The sequence below is a fragment of the Streptomyces sp. SYSU D01066-1 genome (assembly GCF_054956795.1).
On sequence record NZ_JBUDHV010000056.1, the window covers coordinates 1 to 17,531 of the forward strand.

The 17,531-nt window shown below is 74.3% G+C and carries 15 protein-coding genes; 7 read left to right on the forward strand and 8 right to left on the reverse strand.

Annotation, left to right across the window (positions count from 1 at the left end; genetic code table 11):
* Window positions 1–506 precede the first annotated feature (506 nt).
* The 3 genes from proC to ACY1JF_RS30930 form a co-directional block, all read right to left on the reverse strand.
* On the reverse strand, window positions 507–1,319 hold the full coding sequence (proC, locus tag ACY1JF_RS30920) for a pyrroline-5-carboxylate reductase (protein WP_462708588.1): 813 nt from the start codon (window positions 1,317–1,319) through the stop codon (window positions 507–509).
* Between the two features lie 224 nt (window positions 1,320–1,543).
* Entirely contained in the window at window positions 1,544–2,053 is a 510-nt protein-coding gene (locus ACY1JF_RS30925; protein ID WP_462708589.1) for an EamA/RhaT family transporter, read from the reverse strand.
* Between the two features lie 67 nt (window positions 2,054–2,120).
* Entirely contained in the window at window positions 2,121–2,342 is a 222-nt protein-coding gene (locus ACY1JF_RS30930) for an SH3 domain-containing protein (RefSeq protein ID WP_462708590.1), read from the reverse strand.
* 255 nt (window positions 2,343–2,597) lie between these two features.
* On the opposite strand from ACY1JF_RS30930, the gene ACY1JF_RS30935 reads away from it, so the two are divergent.
* Complete coding sequence (locus tag ACY1JF_RS30935) at window positions 2,598–3,596, forward strand: outer membrane protein assembly factor BamB family protein (RefSeq protein ID WP_462708591.1); 999 nt, start codon at window positions 2,598–2,600, stop codon at window positions 3,594–3,596.
* 33 nt (window positions 3,597–3,629) lie between these two features.
* Here the strand turns inward: ACY1JF_RS30935 and ilvD are convergent, their stop codons facing one another.
* The 3 genes from ilvD to ACY1JF_RS30950 form a co-directional block, all read right to left on the reverse strand.
* The gene (gene ilvD / locus ACY1JF_RS30940) at window positions 3,630–5,483 is read right to left on the reverse strand and encodes a dihydroxy-acid dehydratase (RefSeq protein WP_462708592.1); all 1,854 of its coding nucleotides are present in this window, start codon (window positions 5,481–5,483) and stop codon (window positions 3,630–3,632) included.
* A gap of 185 nt (window positions 5,484–5,668) precedes the next feature.
* Window positions 5,669–6,490 (reverse strand): sugar phosphate isomerase/epimerase family protein, encoded by an 822-nt coding sequence (locus ACY1JF_RS30945; protein WP_462708593.1) that lies wholly within the window; start codon window positions 6,488–6,490, stop codon window positions 5,669–5,671.
* 342 nt (window positions 6,491–6,832) lie between these two features.
* Window positions 6,833–7,765 (reverse strand): Ppx/GppA family phosphatase, encoded by a 933-nt coding sequence (locus ACY1JF_RS30950; RefSeq protein WP_462708594.1) that lies wholly within the window; start codon window positions 7,763–7,765, stop codon window positions 6,833–6,835.
* A 71-nt stretch (window positions 7,766–7,836) separates the two neighbouring features.
* On the opposite strand from ACY1JF_RS30950, the gene ACY1JF_RS30955 reads away from it, so the two are divergent.
* Window positions 7,837–8,742: a hypothetical protein gene (locus ACY1JF_RS30955; protein WP_462708595.1), complete on the forward strand. Its 906-nt coding sequence runs from the start codon at window positions 7,837–7,839 to the stop codon at window positions 8,740–8,742.
* A 215-nt stretch (window positions 8,743–8,957) separates the two neighbouring features.
* Here the strand turns inward: ACY1JF_RS30955 and ACY1JF_RS30960 are convergent, their stop codons facing one another.
* Window positions 8,958–10,670 (reverse strand): RNA polymerase sigma factor, encoded by a 1,713-nt coding sequence (locus ACY1JF_RS30960; protein ID WP_462708596.1) that lies wholly within the window; start codon window positions 10,668–10,670, stop codon window positions 8,958–8,960.
* 329 nt (window positions 10,671–10,999) lie between these two features.
* On the opposite strand from ACY1JF_RS30960, the gene radA reads away from it, so the two are divergent.
* Together radA and disA are read left to right on the forward strand one after the other, a co-directional pair.
* On the forward strand, window positions 11,000–12,409 hold the full coding sequence (gene radA, locus ACY1JF_RS30965) for a DNA repair protein RadA (RefSeq protein WP_462708597.1): 1,410 nt from the start codon (window positions 11,000–11,002) through the stop codon (window positions 12,407–12,409).
* An 81-nt stretch (window positions 12,410–12,490) separates the two neighbouring features.
* Window positions 12,491–13,615: a DNA integrity scanning diadenylate cyclase DisA gene (disA, locus tag ACY1JF_RS30970; RefSeq protein ID WP_403541581.1), complete on the forward strand. Its 1,125-nt coding sequence runs from the start codon at window positions 12,491–12,493 to the stop codon at window positions 13,613–13,615.
* A gap of 276 nt (window positions 13,616–13,891) precedes the next feature.
* Here disA and ACY1JF_RS30975 read toward each other — a convergent pair whose 3' ends face one another.
* Window positions 13,892–14,758: a hypothetical protein gene (locus tag ACY1JF_RS30975; RefSeq protein WP_462708598.1), complete on the reverse strand. Its 867-nt coding sequence runs from the start codon at window positions 14,756–14,758 to the stop codon at window positions 13,892–13,894.
* Between the two features lie 260 nt (window positions 14,759–15,018).
* Between ACY1JF_RS30975 and ACY1JF_RS30980 the strand changes: the two genes are divergently transcribed.
* The 3 genes from ACY1JF_RS30980 (at window position 15,019) to ACY1JF_RS30990 (ending at window position 17,493) form a co-directional block, all read left to right on the forward strand.
* A complete protein-coding gene (locus ACY1JF_RS30980; protein WP_462708599.1) occupies window positions 15,019–16,002 on the forward strand; it encodes an HhH-GPD family protein in 984 nt (327 codons plus the stop codon).
* A 289-nt stretch (window positions 16,003–16,291) separates the two neighbouring features.
* Window positions 16,292–16,843 (forward strand): SigE family RNA polymerase sigma factor, encoded by a 552-nt coding sequence (locus tag ACY1JF_RS30985; RefSeq protein ID WP_462708600.1) that lies wholly within the window; start codon window positions 16,292–16,294, stop codon window positions 16,841–16,843.
* Window positions 16,831–17,493: a hypothetical protein gene (locus ACY1JF_RS30990; protein WP_462708601.1), complete on the forward strand. Its 663-nt coding sequence runs from the start codon at window positions 16,831–16,833 to the stop codon at window positions 17,491–17,493. Before ACY1JF_RS30985 ends, ACY1JF_RS30990 begins: the two co-directional genes overlap by 13 nt.
* Window positions 17,494–17,531 lie beyond the last annotated feature (38 nt).

Sequence of the window (17,531 nt, forward strand, 5' to 3'; positions counted from 1 at the left end):
CCGATCCGATTTCCTCGGTGCTTTCCAGGTTCCCGCTTCCGCGTTTCCCTTTCCGGCGGTTCCGACTCTATCAGATCCTTTCGGGCCTGATTCCCAGTCGGAGTGGGCTGTCTTCCGGGCTGTTGGGCCGTTCCGACGTGGTGAGACTTTAGCGGATTCCCGGCTCCCGACCTAATCGGGGGGCGCGTTCTTTCGAACCTGGATTCCTCACTCCGTAAATACGCATACCGGTGCCACCTGAGGTGGTTGGTTACGTGCGGAATGGCTGTCCGGGGACCGACCGGAGTCGGCGCTCACGTCGGACAACTCGGAGAACCTTACGGAGGGGGGACCGGCGTGTCAACTTCGGTGCGTCGTGCCCGCTCGGTGCGCGTGCGGGCGGCCGGCGGACGGCGTCGCCGTACCGGGGATCGTCCGTCCGCTCGATGAGCCGGAGGGGGCGCGGAAGAGGGGCGTGCGGGCCGTCACCGACAGCGGGGAAGGGGTTGCTCCCCCGTGGGCCGGCGTCAGCCGTTGTTGCCGGAGGCCAGCTCGCGGCTGCGGTCGCGGGCGGCCTCCAGGGCGGCGATGAGGGCGGCGCGGACTCCGTGGCTCTCGAGTTCACGGATCGCGCTGATCGTCGTACCGGCGGGGGACGTGACGTTCTCGCGGAGCTTGACCGGGTGTTCGCCGCTGTCACGGAGCATGGTCGCGGCGCCGATCGCGGACTGGACGATCAGGTCGTGGGCCTTGTCGCGGGGCAGGCCGAGCAGGATGCCGGCGTCGGTCATGGCTTCGACCAGGTAGAAGAAGTACGCCGGGCCGGAGCCGGAGAGGGCCGTGCAGGCGTCCTGCTGGGACTCGGGGACACGGAGGGTCTTGCCGACGGCACCGAAGATCTCCTCGGCGTGGGCGAGGTGGGCGGCGGTGGCGTGAGTGCCGGCGGAGATGACGGACATGGCCTCGTCGACGAGGGCCGGGGTGTTCGTCATGACGCGGACGACCGGGGTGCCGGCGGCGAGGCGGTCCTCGAAGTACGAGGTCGGGACGCCTGCCGCGCCGCTGATGACCAGGCGGTCGGCGGGGACGTGGGGGGCCAGCTCGTCGAGGAGGGTGCCCATGTCCTGCGGTTTGACCGTGAGGATCAGGGTGTCGGCGGTCTTGGCGGCCTCGGCGTTGGTGACCGGGGTGACCCCGTGGCGGGCGTGAAGCTCGTCGGCCCGCTCCTGGCGGCGGGTGGTGACCAGCAGGTCGGCGGGGGTCCAGCCGGCCCGGATCATTCCGCTGAGCAGGGCTTCACCGATCTTGCCGGTGCCGAGGACTGCGACTTTCTGGGTCATGGCTGCGGTGCCTCCGAGGGTGCGTCGTCCGTCGCCATCCTCGCACCCCGGGGGCGGCCGGGGGCGGTGCGTCCAGTGGGCGGGACGCGGCGGCTCCGGCGGATCTCGCGGCGGACGGACACCGGGCGGCCGTCGGGGCCGTGCGGGCGGGGCGGTTGCCGGGTGCGCGGTGTCGTGGGGGGAGACGGCGCGGGCGGGGGCGTACGGCCGTGGTGGCCGGGGTCTCAGCGGTGGCGCTTGCGCGGGTTGCCCGAGCGGCGGGTCGTGCGCTTCTCGTGCTGGGCTACGGCCGTTTCGTACTCGGCGCGGTGGAGTCTCTCGCCGGGGGCCTCGACGAGGCAGCGCAGGGCGTAGGCGAGGAGGGAGCCGAGGAAGCCGACGGTGAGCAGGCCGCGCAGGGACGCCTGGCGGTCGGGGCCGGGGCGGGTGGTGAAGGCGCCCCAGGTGTGGCCGAAGGCGAGGGCGCCGCACACCGCGAACACCACGACGACCAGGGCGGTGACGAAGCCGCCGACCCCCGCGATCCGCAGGCCCTGGTGGGCGAGGCGCAGGACCAGGCAGTCGGCGGCCGTGAGGACCAGCGCGCCGGCGGCGAGGCCGAGGCGGCGGGCGGTGTAGCCGCCGTCGTGGCGCAGCCAGGTCGTGCCGAAGAACCGGATGGGTTCCGGGCGGGGGCCGGCCGGGGCGCCCGTGGCGGTACCGGTGGCTTCGGGGCTGCCGTTCTCTGCGCTCACGCGCCGATTATGGCCGTCGGCCGTTCCGCCGCCCCGCCGCGGGTCCTGGGCGGTCCGGTCGTGCGGGTCAGGAGCAGCGCGGGCGGATGTAGCCGTCGCTGCCGGTCCGGAGGTAGGCGTCCGGGACGAACTGGCCGTTGTCGATGTTGTCCCAGATGTCGGTGGTGCCGTGGGCGCCGGTGTCCCGGGTGCCCGGGGACTGGCAGGAGGTCGGCGCCTTGGCGCCCGGCGGCGGCTGCTTCACCAGCGCGTACTGGGTGCCGGGGCCGGTGCGGGCGTTGAGGCGCACGCCCGGCGCCACCGCGAAGCAGGTGAGGTCCGCCGCCGCCGTGGTGACGGCCTCGTCCTCGTCCCCGCCGGTGGCTTCCCTGGTCTGTTCGCGTTCCCGGCGGTGGCGGGGGCGGTCCGGCTCGCGGTGGTCGGCACGCTCGTTTCGCCGTACTGGCCCGGTGGTACGGACGCGGGGCCGTCCGGGGCGCGGCCGAGCGCGTCGGCGCCGTTCGCCGGGTGGGTCAGCGCCCCGGCGCCCGGGACGGGGGGTTTCGTGTGCGCGTACGGGGCGAAGCGGCTGCTGTGCGCGCGGGGCGGGGCGGTCCTCGCCCTCGGTCCCGAGGACGGGAGGCGGCTGCGGCGGCGTTCCGTGGCGGGCCGTTCGCGCAGTGGGCCGCCGGTCGTCGCGGGCGGTCCCGTGCGGCTCGCCCTGGACGAGGGCGAGACGCTGACGGCGTTCGGCCCGGTCACGGGCGAGCCGGCCTGGCGCCGGGAGGTGCCCGGGTGCCGGAGCCTGTGCCCGGCCGGCGGGATGGTGCTGCTCACCGGCGCGGACGGGAAGGTGGCCGGTGTGGACGGGGCCACCGGTGACACCGTGTGGTCGCGGCGGTTCCCCGGCCGGGCGATGCCGTGCTTCTCCTCGGTCACGGGCTCCACCGGGGCCGCCGGGAACGGCGCGGTGTACGCGGCGGGCGTGTCGGACGACGGGACGAGCACCCCGGTCACGGCCGTGGCCCCCGGGACGGGTGACGTGCGGCGGAGCCGGCGGAGCCGGCGGGGGCGCGGGGCCGGTGGGGGCGGCGGACGGTTCCGTCGTTCTCCTCGACGCCGACGCGGTCTACGGCGAGACGCGCGCCGTCGTGCGCCACACCTCCGGGACGGGGGCCGTGCGCCGGGTGGCGGTGCCGGTGGCGCGGGCGCGAGGGGCCGTGCGCGGGGACGTCGTGTACGTGATGGGCGCGGGCGGCACCCTGGCGGCCGTCGGTCCCGCGGCGCGTGGGCAGCGGTGGAGCCGGGGGACGGGCCTGAGCCGCGGTTCGGCGCCGGTCGCCGGCGGACGGCACGTGTGCGTCACCGCCCCGGACGGGCGGCTGCTCGGCGTGGACGCCCGTACCGGACGGCTCCTCGGGCAGACGGCCCCGCGGCTGGGCGGTGCGGCGGACCGGGTGGCCGCCGCGCCGCCCGCGCCCGTCCCGTCGGGGGCCGGGTCTGCGCCGGTGCCCCCGACGGGACGGTCCTCGCGGTGGACGGGCGGAACCCGGCCGCCTGGTGAGGGGCGGACGGATCCGCGCGGCGGCGGACCGGGTCAGCCGAGCTTGCTGACGTCCCGGACGGCGCCCTTGTCCGCGCTGGTCGCCATCGCGGCGTAGGCGCGCAGGGCGGCCGAGACCTTGCGGTCGCGGTCCTTCGGGGCGTACGTGCCGTTCAGCGCCTGCTCGCGGCGGGCCAGCTCGGCGTCGTCGACCAGCAGCTCGATGGAGCGGGCCGGGATGTCGATGCGGATGCGGTCGCCGTCCTCGACCAGGGCGATGGTGCCGCCGGAGGCCGCCTCGGGGCTGGCGTGGCCGATGGACAGGCCCGAGGTGCCGCCGGAGAAACGGCCGTCGGTGACCAGGGCGCACGCCTTGCCCAGGCCGCGGCCCTTGAGGTACGAGGTCGGGTAGAGCATCTCCTGCATGCCGGGGCCGCCCTTGGGGCCCTCGTAGCGGATGACGACGACGTCGCCCTCCTTGACCTGCTGGGTGAGGATCTTCTGGACCGCCTCTTCCTGGGATTCGCAGACCACCGCCGGGCCCTCGAAGGTCCAGATCGACTCGTCGACGCCGGCGGTCTTGACCACGCAGCCGTCGACGGCGAGGTTGCCCTTGAGGACCGCCAGGCCGCCGTCCTTGGAGTAGGCGTGCTCGGCGGAGCGGATGCAGCCGCCCTCGGCGTCCGTGTCGAGGGCCTCCCAGCGCTCGGACTGGGAGAACGCCTCGGCGGAGCGGACGCAGCCGGGCGCCGCGTGCCACAGCTCCACGGCCTCGGCGGACGGGGAGCCGCCGCGGACGTCCCAGGTCTTGAGCCAGTCGGCGAGGGACGGGCTGTGCACGGAGTGCACGTCCTCGTTGAGCAGGCCCGCGCGGTGCAGCTCGCCCAGCAGGGCGGGGATGCCGCCGGCGCGGTGCACGTCCTCCATGTAGTACGTGCGGTCCTTGGCGACGTTCGGCGCCACCTTGGCCAGGCAGGGCACGCGGCGCGAGACGGCGTCGATCTGCTCCAGGCCGAAGGGCACGCCGGCCTCCTGGGCGGCGGCCAGCAGGTGCAGGATCGTGTTGGTGGAGCCGCCCATCGCGATGTCGAGGGCCATGGCGTTCTCGAACGCCTGGAACGTGGCGACGGAGCGGGGCAGGACCGAGGCGTCGTCCTGCTCGTAGTAGCGGCGGGTGAGGTCCATGACCGTCTCGGCGGCGCGCACGTAGAGCTGTTTGCGGGCCGTGTGGGTGGCCAGGACCGAGCCGTTGCCGGGGAGGGAGAGGCCGATCGCCTCGGTGAGGCAGTTCATGGAGTTGGCGGTGAACATGCCGGAGCAGGAGCCGCAGGTCGGACAGGCGCTCTCCTCGATGCGGAGCATGTCCTCGTCCGAGACCTTCTCGTTCACCGCCTCGGACATCGCGTCGACCAGGTCGAGCGTGCGGACCGTGCCGTCGACCAGGGTGGCGCGGCCGGACTCCATCGGGCCGCCGGAGACGAAGACCGTCGGGATGTTCAGGCGCAGGGCCGCGTTGAGCATGCCCGGGGTGATCTTGTCGCAGTTGGAGATGCAGATCAGGGCGTCGGCGCAGTGGGCCTCGACCATGTACTCCACGCTGTCCGCGATCAGGTCGCGGGAGGGCAGGGAGTAGAGCATGCCGCCGTGGCCCATGGCGATGCCGTCGTCGACGGCGATCGTGTTGAACTCGCGCGGGATGCCGCCGGCCGCCTTGACCGCCTCGCTGACGATCCGGCCGACCGGGGCCAGGTGGGTGTGGCCCGGCACGAACTCCGTGAAGCTGTTGGCGACCGCGATGATCGGCTTCCGGCCGATGTCCGCACCGGGTACACCGGAGGCACGCATCAGGGCGCGGGCGCCCGCCATGTTGCGGCCGTGGGTGACTGTGCGGGACCTCAGCTCGGGCATCGTCGCTCGCTCCTTCGGAGAGTTCTGCCGGTGCCGCTCGGAGCACCGGCAGGGTTCTGACTGACGTCGAGCGTACGCCGGTCATCCAGGGACCGGGACACGGTGTCCGGATGACGGGACGCGTGTCTCGCCGGCCGTGCCGTGGGCCGCCTCGTGGGCCGGGGTGCTCCGCGGTCCGCCGTCCCTCACCCGCGGGAGGTGCTCGCCGCGGAGGCCAGGTGGCGGCGGGTGAAGGCCAGGGCCTCGGCCAGGTCGGCCTCCCGCTCGGCGCCGGACATCGCCCGGCGGGTGTTGACCTCGATGACGACATGGCCGTCGAAGCCGGTCAGCGCCAGGCGCTCGAGCAGCTCGGCGCAGGGCTGGGTGCCGCGGCCGGGGACGAGGTGCTCGTCCTTGGCGGAGCCCCGTCCGTCGGCGAGGTGGACGTGGCCGAGCCGGCCGCCCATGCGGTCGACCATGCCGAGGGCGTCGGTGCGGGCGGTGGCGGTGTGACTGAGGTCGATCGTGAAGTGCCGGTAGTCGTCCTTGGTGACGTCCCAGTCGGGGGCGTAGGCGAGCATCTCGCGGTCGCGGTAGCGCCAGGGGTACATGTTCTCGACGGCGAACCGCACGTCCGTCTCGTCGGCCATGCGCCACACGCCCTCGACGAAGCCGCGGGCGTACTGGCGCTGCCAGCGGAAGGGCGGGTGGACGACGACCGTGCTCGCGCCGAGCTTCTCGGCGGCGGCGCGGGCGCGCTGGAGCTTGACCCAGGGGTCGGTGGACCAGACGCGCTGGGTGATGAGCAGGCACGGGGCGTGCACGGCCAGGATCGGGACCTGGTGGTAGTCGCTGAGTCTGCGTAGTGCCTCGATGTCCTGGCTGACCGGGTCGGTCCACACCATGACCTCGACGCCGTCGTATCCGAGGCGTGCGGCGATCTCGAAGGCCGTCGCCGTCGACTCCGGGTAGACGGAGGCCGTCGACAGGGCGACCTTCGCGTCCGGAATGCGTAGGGGCTCCGCCATGGGGTTCAGGTTACGGGGTGCGGATGGGTGGGCCCGGGCGTCTGATCGCGGTTGTGGTCTTCGCCATAGGCGGGTGTGGGGGCCGGGGCGGCTTTGCGGGTGGGTGGGACCGGGCGCCTGATCACGGTCGTGGTCGTGGTCTCGGTCGTGGCCATGGTCTTCGCCATAGGCGGTGCCGGGTCCGGCGCGGCTTCGCGGGTGGGTGGGACCGGGCGCCTGATCACGGTCGTGGTCGTGGTCTCGGTCGTGGTCTTCGCCATAGGCGGTGCCGGGTCCGGCGCGGCTTGTCGCGTCCACGCGGCGGGGCCGCGGAGCGGTACGGCCCCGCGCCCCTCGTCGGCGTCAGCCATGACCCATGTGGTCAAGCCGCCGCAGGATGACGCCCTCCCTGAGGGCCCAGGGACAGATCTCCAGGGTCTCCACGGCGAACAGGTCCATCGCCGCTTCGGCCACCAGGGCGCCGGCGACCAGCTGGCCGGCCCGGCCCTCGGAGACTCCGGGGAGTCCGGCGCGTTCGGCGGTGGTCATGGCGGCCAGGCGCGGGACCCAGCCCTCCAGGGAGGACCGCTTGAGTTCCCGCTGGACGTAGAGGCCCTCGGCGGAGCGGGCGGCGCCGGTGAGGCGGGCCAGCTGCTTGAAGGTCTTCGAGGTGGCGACGACGTGGTCGGGGGCGCCGAAGCGGCTGAACTCGCCGACCGTCCGGGCTATCTCCGTACGGACGTGCCGGCGCAGGGCGCGCACGTCGTCCGGGTCGGGCGGGTCGCCGGGCAGCCGGCCGGCGGTCAGGCGGCCCGCGCCGAGCGGCAGGGAGACGGCGGCGTCGGGTTCCTCGTCGATGCCGTACGCGATCTCCAGGGAGCCGCCGCCGATGTCGAGGACCAGCAGCTTGCCCGCGGACCAGCCGAACCAGCGGCGGGCGGCGAGGAAGGTGAGCCGCGCCTCCTCGGCGCCGGTCAGCACGGTCAGCTCGACGCCGGTCTCGGCGCGGACGCGGCCGAGGACCTCGTCGGCGTTGCTCGCCTCGCGCACGGCGGAGGTGGCGAACGGCAGCAGGTCCTCCACGCCCTTGTCCTCGGCGGCCTGGAGCGCCCGGCGGACGACGGCCGTGAGCCGGTCGACCCCGGCGGCGCCGATCGCGCCGTCCGCGTCGAGGAGTTGGGCGAGGCGCAGTTCGGCCTTGTGCGAGTGCGCGGGCAGCGGGCGTGCGCCCGGGTGCGCGTCCACCACCAGGAGGTGGACCGTGTTGGATCCCACGTCGAGGACACCGAGTCTCATGCACGGAACGCTACTGCCAGGACGGCCGCCGTCGGTGGGGGTACCGGCAGTGGGCGACTTACCCTGGACGGGTGCCAAAGACGAAGCAGGCGAAGGACGCGAAACAGCCCGGGAAGGGCGGACGGAAGAAGAAGGACGCGCGGGCCGTGCCAGCGCCGGCGGGTGACGAGAAGGGGCTCGACTTCGCGCGCGCGTGGGTGGAGTTCCCGGACCCGGCCGACGACGAGCAGGTCTTCCGCTGCGACCTGACCTGGCTGACCTCTCGCTGGAACTGCGTCTTCGGCAGCGGCTGCCAGGGCATCCAGGCGGGCCGCGCGGACGACGGGTGCTGCTCGCTGGGCGCCCACTTCTCCGACGAGGACGACGAGGCCCGGGTCGCCGGTCATGTGGCCCGTCTCACACCGGACATCTGGCAGCACCACGCCGAGGGCACGGCGAACGGCTGGGTGTCCGAGGACGAGGAGGGCTCCCGGCAGACCCGTCCCTTCCAGGGGTCGTGCGTCTTCCAGAACCGGCCCGGCTTCGCCGGGGGCGCGGGCTGCTCGCTGCACATCCTGGCGCTGCGGGAGGGGCGCGAGCCGCTGGAGACCAAGCCGGACGTGTGCTGGCAGCTGCCGGTGCGGCGGACGTACGAGTGGATCGACCGGCCCGACGACACGCGCGTCCTCCAGGTGTCGATCGGTGAGTACGACCGACGCGGCTGGGGGCCGGGCGGCCATGACCTGCACTGGTGGTGCACGTCGGCCACCTCGGCGCACGGTGCCGGCGAGCCGGTCTACGTCTCCTACCGGCCGGAGCTGATCGAGCTGATGGGCAAGGCGGGCTACGACCGGCTGGCCGAGCTGTGCGAGGAGCGGCTGGCCTCGCGGCTGCCGCTGCTGGCGCCGCATCCGGCGGATCCGGCGCCGATGGCTTCTCCGGTGGTGGCGGCGGCTTCTCCGGTAGAGCCGGTTTCTCCGGTGCCGCCGGTGGCGTAATGGTGCCTGTGGCGTAGGTGGTGCCGGTGGCGTAGGCGGTACTGGGGTGCTGCGGTCCGCCCGGTGTCTACGGCGCCGGGCGGATCCGGCTTCTCCGAGGCGTCCGTGCTTCCGGTGCTGCCCGTGCTTCGGGGGACGCCTGTGCTTCCGGTGGCGCAGGCGGTGCCGGGGTGCTTCGGTGCCGGGGTGCTTCGGTGCCGCGGTCCGGCCGGTGCCTACGGCGTCGCGGGGCTCGGGGTGCCGCCGGCGTCGGACGGGGCCTCCGGGCCGCCCGTGCCGGTGGGGGAAGGGTCGGCGGGGGTGGGGTCGGGGGGCGTGGGGGTGGGCGTCGCGGCCGGGGCGGATCCGGCTGGTGACGGGGCCGTGGTGGTGGGGCGCGGGTCGGCGGGGGGCGGGGTGTCCGGTGTGCCGGGCACGCCGGGGCGGGGGCCGGGCCGGGAGGGGCCGGGTGCGGTCCCGTAGCCCTTGATGGAGACGACGGCGCCGCCGGGCTCGACGGCCACCCGGGCGCTCCAGTGGCCGGAGGGCTCGCGCAGCTGATCGACGTGGACCTTGATCGTGGTGGTGGTGGTGCCGGGGTCGAGCGTGCCCGAGGAACGGTTCAGGTAGAGCCAGGGGGCGCCGGTCGAGGCGGACCAGCGCAGCGGGGAGCGGCCGGTGGCGGTGAGGGTGATGAGCGTGGTCGTGCCGCTGCGGGCGGCCGTCACCTCCATCCGGGCGGTGCCCTCCCGGCCGACGGCCCCGCGGACCTGCACGGAGACGCGCAGGCCGCCGGCGGGGCCGGAGGACGTGCCCGGTGCGGTGCCGGTGCCGCCGGCGCGCTCGTGGCCGCCCGCCGGCGCGTCGTCGGTGCCGTCGGTGCCGTGGGTCTCGCCGGCGCTGGTGGTGCGGCCGTCCTCGGCCCCGGTGGACGGGGTGCCGCGGCAGGTCGCCCACAGCGCGAACACGGGGGCCGCGACGACGGTGGCGACGACGGCCGTGGCGACGGCGCGCACGCGCAGCCGGTCGCGCCGGGCCGCGCGGTCGCCGGGGGGCACCGGGAAACCCCGCCGGTCGAAGCGGGGAGCGGCGCCCCGCGCGCGCGGGAGCCGCGCCATCGCCCCGCGCAGCGCCGCGCGGGGCGCGGTCAGGACGGGCAGCGCGGCGGGCGTGACGCTGGTGCCGGGCCAGCGGCCGGGGATGGCGCGCTCGGCGGTGCGGCGGCAGCGCGGGCAGTCGTCGACGTGCCGGACCAGTTCGCGGCGGAGCGCCGCGCTCAGCGCCGGCCGGCCGTCCCCGGTGGTGAAGCGGGCGACGCCCGGACAGGTGCCGGTCTCGACGACGGCGAGGGCGGCGCGGGTGCGCTCGACCTCGCAGGCGGCGGAGGCGAGCAGTTCGCGGGCGGCGGCCGGGGGCGTGCCGAGGACGGCGGCGACCTCGTGGGCGGCCAGGTGGTGGCGTACCGCGAGTTCGAGGGCCTCGCGCTGCTCCGGGGTGGTGCCGGCCGCCTCCGGCCAGGCGAGCAGGGCCAGTTGGCGGTTGCGGTACTCCTGGACGTCCTCGGGGACGTCCGGGGCGCGGGGCGGCTCGGTGGCGGCCTCGCGGTCCGCCGCGTGGACGGCCCGACGTTTCTGCTGGGCCTCGGACAGCTTGCGCAGGCAGGCCCAGCGGGCCAGCGCGTACAGCCAGGCCCGGCGGTCCCCGGCGGCCTCGGGGCGGCGGTGGTGGCGGCGCTCGGCGAGGACCAGGGCGTCGCCCAGGGCGGCGGTCGCGGTGTCGTGGTCGCACAGCACGGACAGGCAGTAGGTGAACAGACCGTCCAGGTACGGCTCGTAGGGCGTGGGCGGTCGCTGCGCCACCGTGCGCGCCGCGCCGCGGTCACGCGCTTCCCGGTGCGCCCGGTCTGCGCCGGTCGTGCGGGTCGTGGTCTGCGGACTGCTGCTGCTCATCCGGCGACCGTAGGGGGCCATGGGTGGCGCGGGCTGGCGCGTTGGCCACTTTTAATTCGTACGGGTGAAATGATCCCTCGATAGAGGACAGGAACCCTTTGTTCCGCCTTGGCGTTTTACGGCAGATGGCCGTTACGCGCCCGTCGGCAGCGGGCCGGCGGTGGCCCGGTGCCGGGTTGTCGGCGGTCCGGCGGCGCTCCGCTGCCGGGTTGCCGGCGGTCCGGCGGTGGCCCGCTGCCGGGTCGCCGGTGACCCGGCGGCGGTCCGGTGTCGGGTTGTCGGTGGGACTGTCGGCGGGATTGTCAGTGGGTGCGGTTACGGTTTCGTGCATGGCTGCCCGTACGAAGACCACCAAGGACCGTCCGTCCTACCGCTGCACGGAGTGCGGCTGGCAGACGGCCAAGTGGCTCGGTCGCTGCCCCGAGTGCCAGGCGTGGGGGACGATCGAGGAGTACGGCACGCCCGCGGTCCGGACGACGGCGCCGGGGCGCGTCACCACCTCCGCCCTGCCCATCGGCCAGGTCGACGGCCGCCAGGCCACCGCCCGCTCCACCGGCGTGCCCGAGCTGGACCGCGTGCTGGGCGGCGGACTGGTCCCCGGCGCGGTGGTGCTGCTGGCCGGGGAGCCCGGCGTCGGCAAGTCCACGCTGCTCCTCGACGTGGCGGCCAAGGCGTCCGACGAGGAGCACCGGACCCTGTACGTCACGGGCGAGGAGTCGGCGAGCCAGGTCCGGCTGCGCGCCGACCGCATCGGCGCCCTCGCCGACCACCTCTACCTCGCCGCGGAGACCGACCTCGCGGCGGTCCTCGGTCACCTCGACGCGGTGAAGCCGTCCCTGCTGATCATGGACTCGGTGCAGACGGTCGCCTCCCCGGAGATCGACGGCGCCCCCGGCGGCATGGCGCAGGTCCGGGAGGTGGCGGGGGCGCTGATCCGCGCCTCCAAGGAGCGCGGCATGTCCACCCTGCTGGTCGGCCACGTCACCAAGGACGGCGCGATCGCCGGCCCCCGCCTCCTGGAGCACCTGGTGGACGTCGTCCTGAACTTCGAGGGCGACCGGCACGCCCGGCTGCGCCTGGTCCGCGGCGTCAAGAACCGCTACGGCGCCACCGACGAGGTCGGCTGCTTCGAGCTGTCCGACGAGGGCATCGTCGGGCTGGCCGACCCCAGCGGACTGTTCCTGACCCGCCGCGCCGAGCCGGTGCCCGGCACCTGCCTGACCGTCACTCTGGAGGGCCGCCGCCCACTGGTGGCCGAGGTGCAGGCGCTCACCGTCGACTCGCAGATCCCCTCCCCGCGGCGCACCACGTCCGGTCTGGAGACGTCCCGGGTGTCGATGATGCTGGCCGTCCTGGAGCAGCGCGGCCGGATCAGCGCCCTGGGCAAGCGGGACATCTACTCCGCGACGGTCGGCGGCGTGAAGCTCTCCGAGCCCGCCGCCGACCTGGCCGTCGCCCTCGCCCTGGCCAGCGCGGCCAGCGACACCCCGCTGCCCAAGAACCTGGTGGCGATCGGCGAGGTCGGCCTCGCGGGCGAGGTGAGACGGGTCACGGGCGTGCAGCGCAGGCTCTCCGAGGCGCACCGCCTGGGCTTCACACACGCGCTGGTACCGGGCGATCCGGGGAAGGTCCCGCCCGGCATGAAGGTCCTGGAAGTGGCGGACATAGGGGACGCCCTGCGCGTCCTTCCGCGGTCCCGTCGCCGAGAGGCCCCACGGGAGACGGAGGACCGCCGGTAGACTTTGCCCTGGTCTCGCCCGTCCGTACGAACCGAGTGCGCGAAACGGGGGCGTCCCGAAACCAGCGACCGGAGGAGTGCAGTGGCAGCCAACGACCGGGCGGCGGCTCCCGGGAAATCCGGTGGGAGCGCCGGTTCCGATGGCCTGATGCGCGCCTCGCTGAGCGCCGTGGCACCGGGGACGGCGCTGCGTGACGGCCTGGAGCGCGTACTCCGCGGCAACACCGGCGGACTGATCGTGCTCGGCTCCGACAAGACCGTCGAGGTGATGTGCACCGGCGGCTTCGTGCTGGACGTGGAGTTCACCGCGACGCGGCTGCGCGAGCTGTGCAAGCTCGACGGCGGCATCGTGCTCTCCTCGGACCTGTCGAAGATCCTGCGGGCCGGCGTCCAGCTGGTCCCCGACCCGACGATCCCCACGGAGGAGACGGGCACCCGGCACCGTACGGCGGACCGGGTCAGCAAGCAGGTCGGTTTCCCCGTCGTCTCCGTCTCGCAGTCCATGCGGCTCATCGCGCTCTACGTCGACGGGCAGCGCCGGGTCCTGGAGGACTCGGCGGCGATCCTGTCCCGCGCCAACCAGGCGCTGGCCACGCTGGAGCGGTACAAGCTGCGCCTCGACGAGGTCGCGGGCACGCTGTCCGCGCTGGAGATCGAGGACCTCGTCACCGTCCGGGACGTCTCGGCGGTCGCGCAGCGCCTGGAGATGGTGCGCCGGATCGCCACCGAGATCGCCGAGTACGTGGTGGAGCTGGGCACCGACGGACGGCTGCTCGCGCTCCAGCTCGACGAGCTGATCGCGGGCGTGGAGCCCGAACGGGAGCTGGTGGTACGGGACTACGTGCCCGAGCCGACCGCGAAGCGCTCGCGCACGGTGGACGAGGCACTGGCCGAGCTGGACAAGCTCAGCCATGCCGAGCTGCTCGAACTGTCCACGGTGGCCCGGGCGCTGGGGTACCTGGGCTCACCGGAGACGCTGGACTCGGCGGTGTCCCCACGCGGTTTCCGGCTGCTGGCGAAGGTGCCGCGGCTGCCGGGGGCGATCATCGACCGGCTGGTGGAGCACTTCGGGGGGCTGCAGAAGCTGCTCGCCGCGAGCGTGGACGACCTGCAGACCGTGGACGGGGTCGGGGAGGCTCGGGCCCGGAGCGTGCGGGAGGGGCTGTCGCGGCTGGCGGAGAGTTCCATTCTGGAGCGGTACGTGTAGTCTCCGGCGGTTCGGTTCGGTGCGGCTTCGGGGGCCGGTGCAGTGCGGTCTCGGACGCCGGTGCAGTGCGGCTTCGGGCGCCGGTACGGTGCGGTCTCGGACGCCGGTGCAGTGCGGCTTCGGGCGCCGGTACGGTGCGGCTTCGGGCGCCGGTACGGTGCGGCTTCGGGCGCCGGTACGGTGCGGTCTCGGACGCTGGTACGGTGCGGTTGCTCGCGTCCACGCGGTGGGTCCGCGCCTCGGTGCAGTCCCGCGCCCCTTACGGGGCGCTTTCCCTCAGGCGCTCTCCAGGACGAAGGACGTCTGTGTCTTCGGGAAGCCCGGGGCCTTGGCCTCGACCAGGTACGTGCCCGCCTTGGCCTTGCCGGACGTGGGGGTCGCGCACTCGGGGGCGCTCGGCTTGCGGTCCCACTTGACCGTGTAGGTGATGCCGGTGCCGGCCGGGACCCGGAACACCAGGCTCTCGGCACCCTTCACGCAGTCGTCGGAGGACCAGAACGCGTCCTCGTCGTCGGCCGGCGTGATCGTCACCACCGTACGCTCGGGCCCGAGATCGACTTTGCAGTCGCTGCCGGAGCCGTTGCGCGCGGTGAGTTCGAAGGCGGGGGTCTGGCCCGGCTCGTAGGTGTTGCGCACGCTGCGCAGGCTCAACTCCACCGCACCGGCGGTGCAGTCGGGCAGCGAGGTCCCCGCCGGCAGGACGTCGCCCGAGCCGACACCGGCCGCCGTACCGCCGCCCGCGCCGCTCCCGGAACCGCTCGAACCGCCCGCGTCACCGGAGCCGCCGCCGGACTCCCCCGCGCCGGATCCCGAACCGCCGGTCGAACCGTCGCCCGTGCCGTCGCCCGTGCCGTCCTCCCCACCGGAGCCGGTTGTGCCGGAGTCCTCGTCGCCCGACTCGTCGCGCCCGCCCGGTGCTTGGCTGATCGCGGGTCCCGAGCCCGACGGGCCCGGCGTGATCGAGGGAGCGGGATTCTTGCCGTCGGCACCGTCGTCGTGACCGTCCCCGCCACCTCCGCCGCCCATGGTCATGATCCACGTGACCAGAAGCGCCAACAGGACGACGACGGACAGCAGTACGGCCCTCCGACGCCAGTAGATGGAGGAGGGAAGCGGCCCGACCGGATTGCGCAGAGATCCCACGGCGGAAACTGTACGAGAGATCGGTGCGTTACCTTGCGCCACCCGCCGTTCGGGTCATCAACTTTTGCGGATCATCATTCCGGAGACCGTGTCCGACGGTTCGTCATGTAGAGGAAACGGATGAAACGGTCACCCGTCGCGATGGCCGCCGCCGCGGCGTTCGCGGTCGCGGCGCTTGCAGCTTTGGCCATCGCTTGACGCGCGTCGCCAAGTGGCGCCGCGCCCGCGGAGCCGTCCTCCCGTGGCAGGATCGGTAGGTCATGACTGCGCCCACGAAGCCCCAGCCCTCACCCAGCGACCCCGCCGGACCCGCCCCGGCCGGACCCGCCCCGGCCGGACCCGACCCGGCCGGACCCCATTCGGCCGGACCCGGTTCGCCGCTGCACGCCCCCGTCATCGACTGGTTCGACGCCCACGCCCGCGACCTGCCGTGGCGGCGCCCGGAAGCCGGTGCCTGGGGCGTCATGGTCAGCGAGTTCATGCTCCAGCAGACGCCGGTCAGCCGCGTCCTGCCCGTCTACGAGCAGTGGCTGGCCCGCTGGCCGCGCCCCGCCGACCTCGCCGCGGAGGCCCCCGGCGAGGCCGTCCGCGCCTGGGGCCGGCTCGGCTACCCGCGCCGCGCCCTGCGGCTGCACGGCGCCGCCGTCGCCATAGCGGAACGGCACGGCGGGGACGTACCGTCCGATCACGCGGCGCTGCTCGCGCTGCCCGGCATCGGCGAGTACACGGCCGCCGCCGTCGCCTCGTTCGCCTACGGCCGACGGCACGCCGTGCTGGACACCAACGTCCGCCGGGTCTTCGCGCGGGCCGTCACCGGTGTGCAGTACCCGCCGAACGCCACCACCGCCGCCGAGCGCCGGCTCGCCCGCGCGCTGCTGCCGGACGACGAGCCGACCGCCGCGCGCTGGGCCGCCGCCTCCATGGAGCTGGGCGCGCTGGTGTGCACCGCGAAGAACGAGTCGTGCCACCGCTGCCCGATCGCCGCGCAGTGCGCCTGGCGGCTGGCGGGCAAGCCGCCGCACGAGGGTCCGCCGCGCCGCGGCCAGACCTACGCGGGCACCGACCGCCAGGTGCGGGGCCGGCTGCTGGCCGTCCTGCGGGAGGCCCCCGGGCCGGTGCCGCGGGCGGCCCTCGACCGGGTGTGGCACGAGCCGGTCCAGCGGGCCCGCGCCCTGGACGGACTGGTCGCCGACGGACTGGTGGAGCCGCTGGCCGGCGACCGTTACCGGCTGCCGCTGACCTGACCTGACCTGACCTGGCCGGCACCAGGACCAATACCAGGACCAGGACCAGCACCGGCACCGGCACCGGCACCGGCACCGGCACCGGCACCGGCGAACGCGCCGATAGCCGCCCCAATCACCCGCGCCCTTATCCGGACCTTATTTCCGTTACACAACCGACGGACAGCCGATCGCCAGTCGCGGCCTTCCTCGCACAGCGCCGTGACAACGCTTCCCTAGCTTCGTTCCCGTGCCCGTCGGACACAGCGGGACCACGCGACACACAACGGGGAACGGGAGGCGGTTCACCATGGCGCAGGCGCAGGCGCACGGCGAGGTGCTGGGTTTCGAGGAGTACGTCCGCACCCGGCAGGACGCGCTGCTGCGCAGTGCCCGCCGGCTGGTCCCGGACCCGGTCGACGCACAGGACCTCCTCCAGACGGCGCTGGTCCGCACGTACGGCCGCTGGGAGACCATCGAGGACAAGCGGCTCGCGGACGCCTATCTGCGCCGGGTCATGATCAACACGCGGACCGAGTGGTGGCGGGCGCGCAGGCTGGAGGAGGTGCCCACCGAGCAGCTGCCGGAGCCCTGCGTGGACGACGCCGCCGACCAGCACGCCGACCGGGCCCTGCTGATGGACGTGCTGAAGGTGCTCGCCCCCAAGCAGCGCAGCGTGGTCGTCCTGCGACACTGGGAGCAGATGTCCACGGAGGAGACGGCCGCCGCCCTCGGCATGTCGGCCGGCACCGTCAAGAGCACGCTGCACCGGGCGCTGGCCCGGCTCCGCGAGGAGCTGATGGCCCGCGAGTCGGACGCGCGTGCGCTGGAGCACGAGGAGCGGGAGCGGTGCGCGGCCTGAGCGGCGGCCCACGGTCCGGACCGGACCGGGTGAGCGTCGGGGCGGCGGTTCCGGTGGTGGCCGGGGCCGTCGCCGTCGCCGTGCTGCTCTCCGGCTGCACGGCCGGCGGCACCGGCGCCCGCGACGAGGGGCCGGCCCGCGCCGAGCCGGTGACCGCCCCGGCCTCCTCGCCCTCGCCGTCGGTCTCCTCGGCCGGGGCGGCCGGCCGGGTGGACGCGGTTCGCCTGGTCAAGAACGACCCGCAGGTCTCGGCGGAGGTCAAGCGGGAGCTGAAGCCGTGCGTAGCCGACGAGTACCCCGTCGACGTCAGTTACGGGGACCTGACCGGCAACTCCGCCGAGGACATCCTCATCAACGTCCTGACCTGCGGTGACGCGGTCGGCGTGGGCAGCTACGTGTACCGGGAGGAGAACGGCGGGTACCGGCACGTGTTCGAGGCGGAGGAACCGCCGGTCTACGCGGAGATCGACCGCGGCGACCTGGTGGTGGCCAAGCAGGTGTACGAGAGGGACGACGCGGTGTCGGTCCCGTCCGGCGAGAACGTGATCACGTACCGCTGGGCCTCGGGCCGGTTCGTCGAGGAGTACCGCACGCACAACGACTACAGCAATGCCGTCGGGGCCGGTGCCGCGCCGGGCCCGGACAGCTGACCCGGGCACCGTCCCCGGCACGACCGCGCCAGTGAACC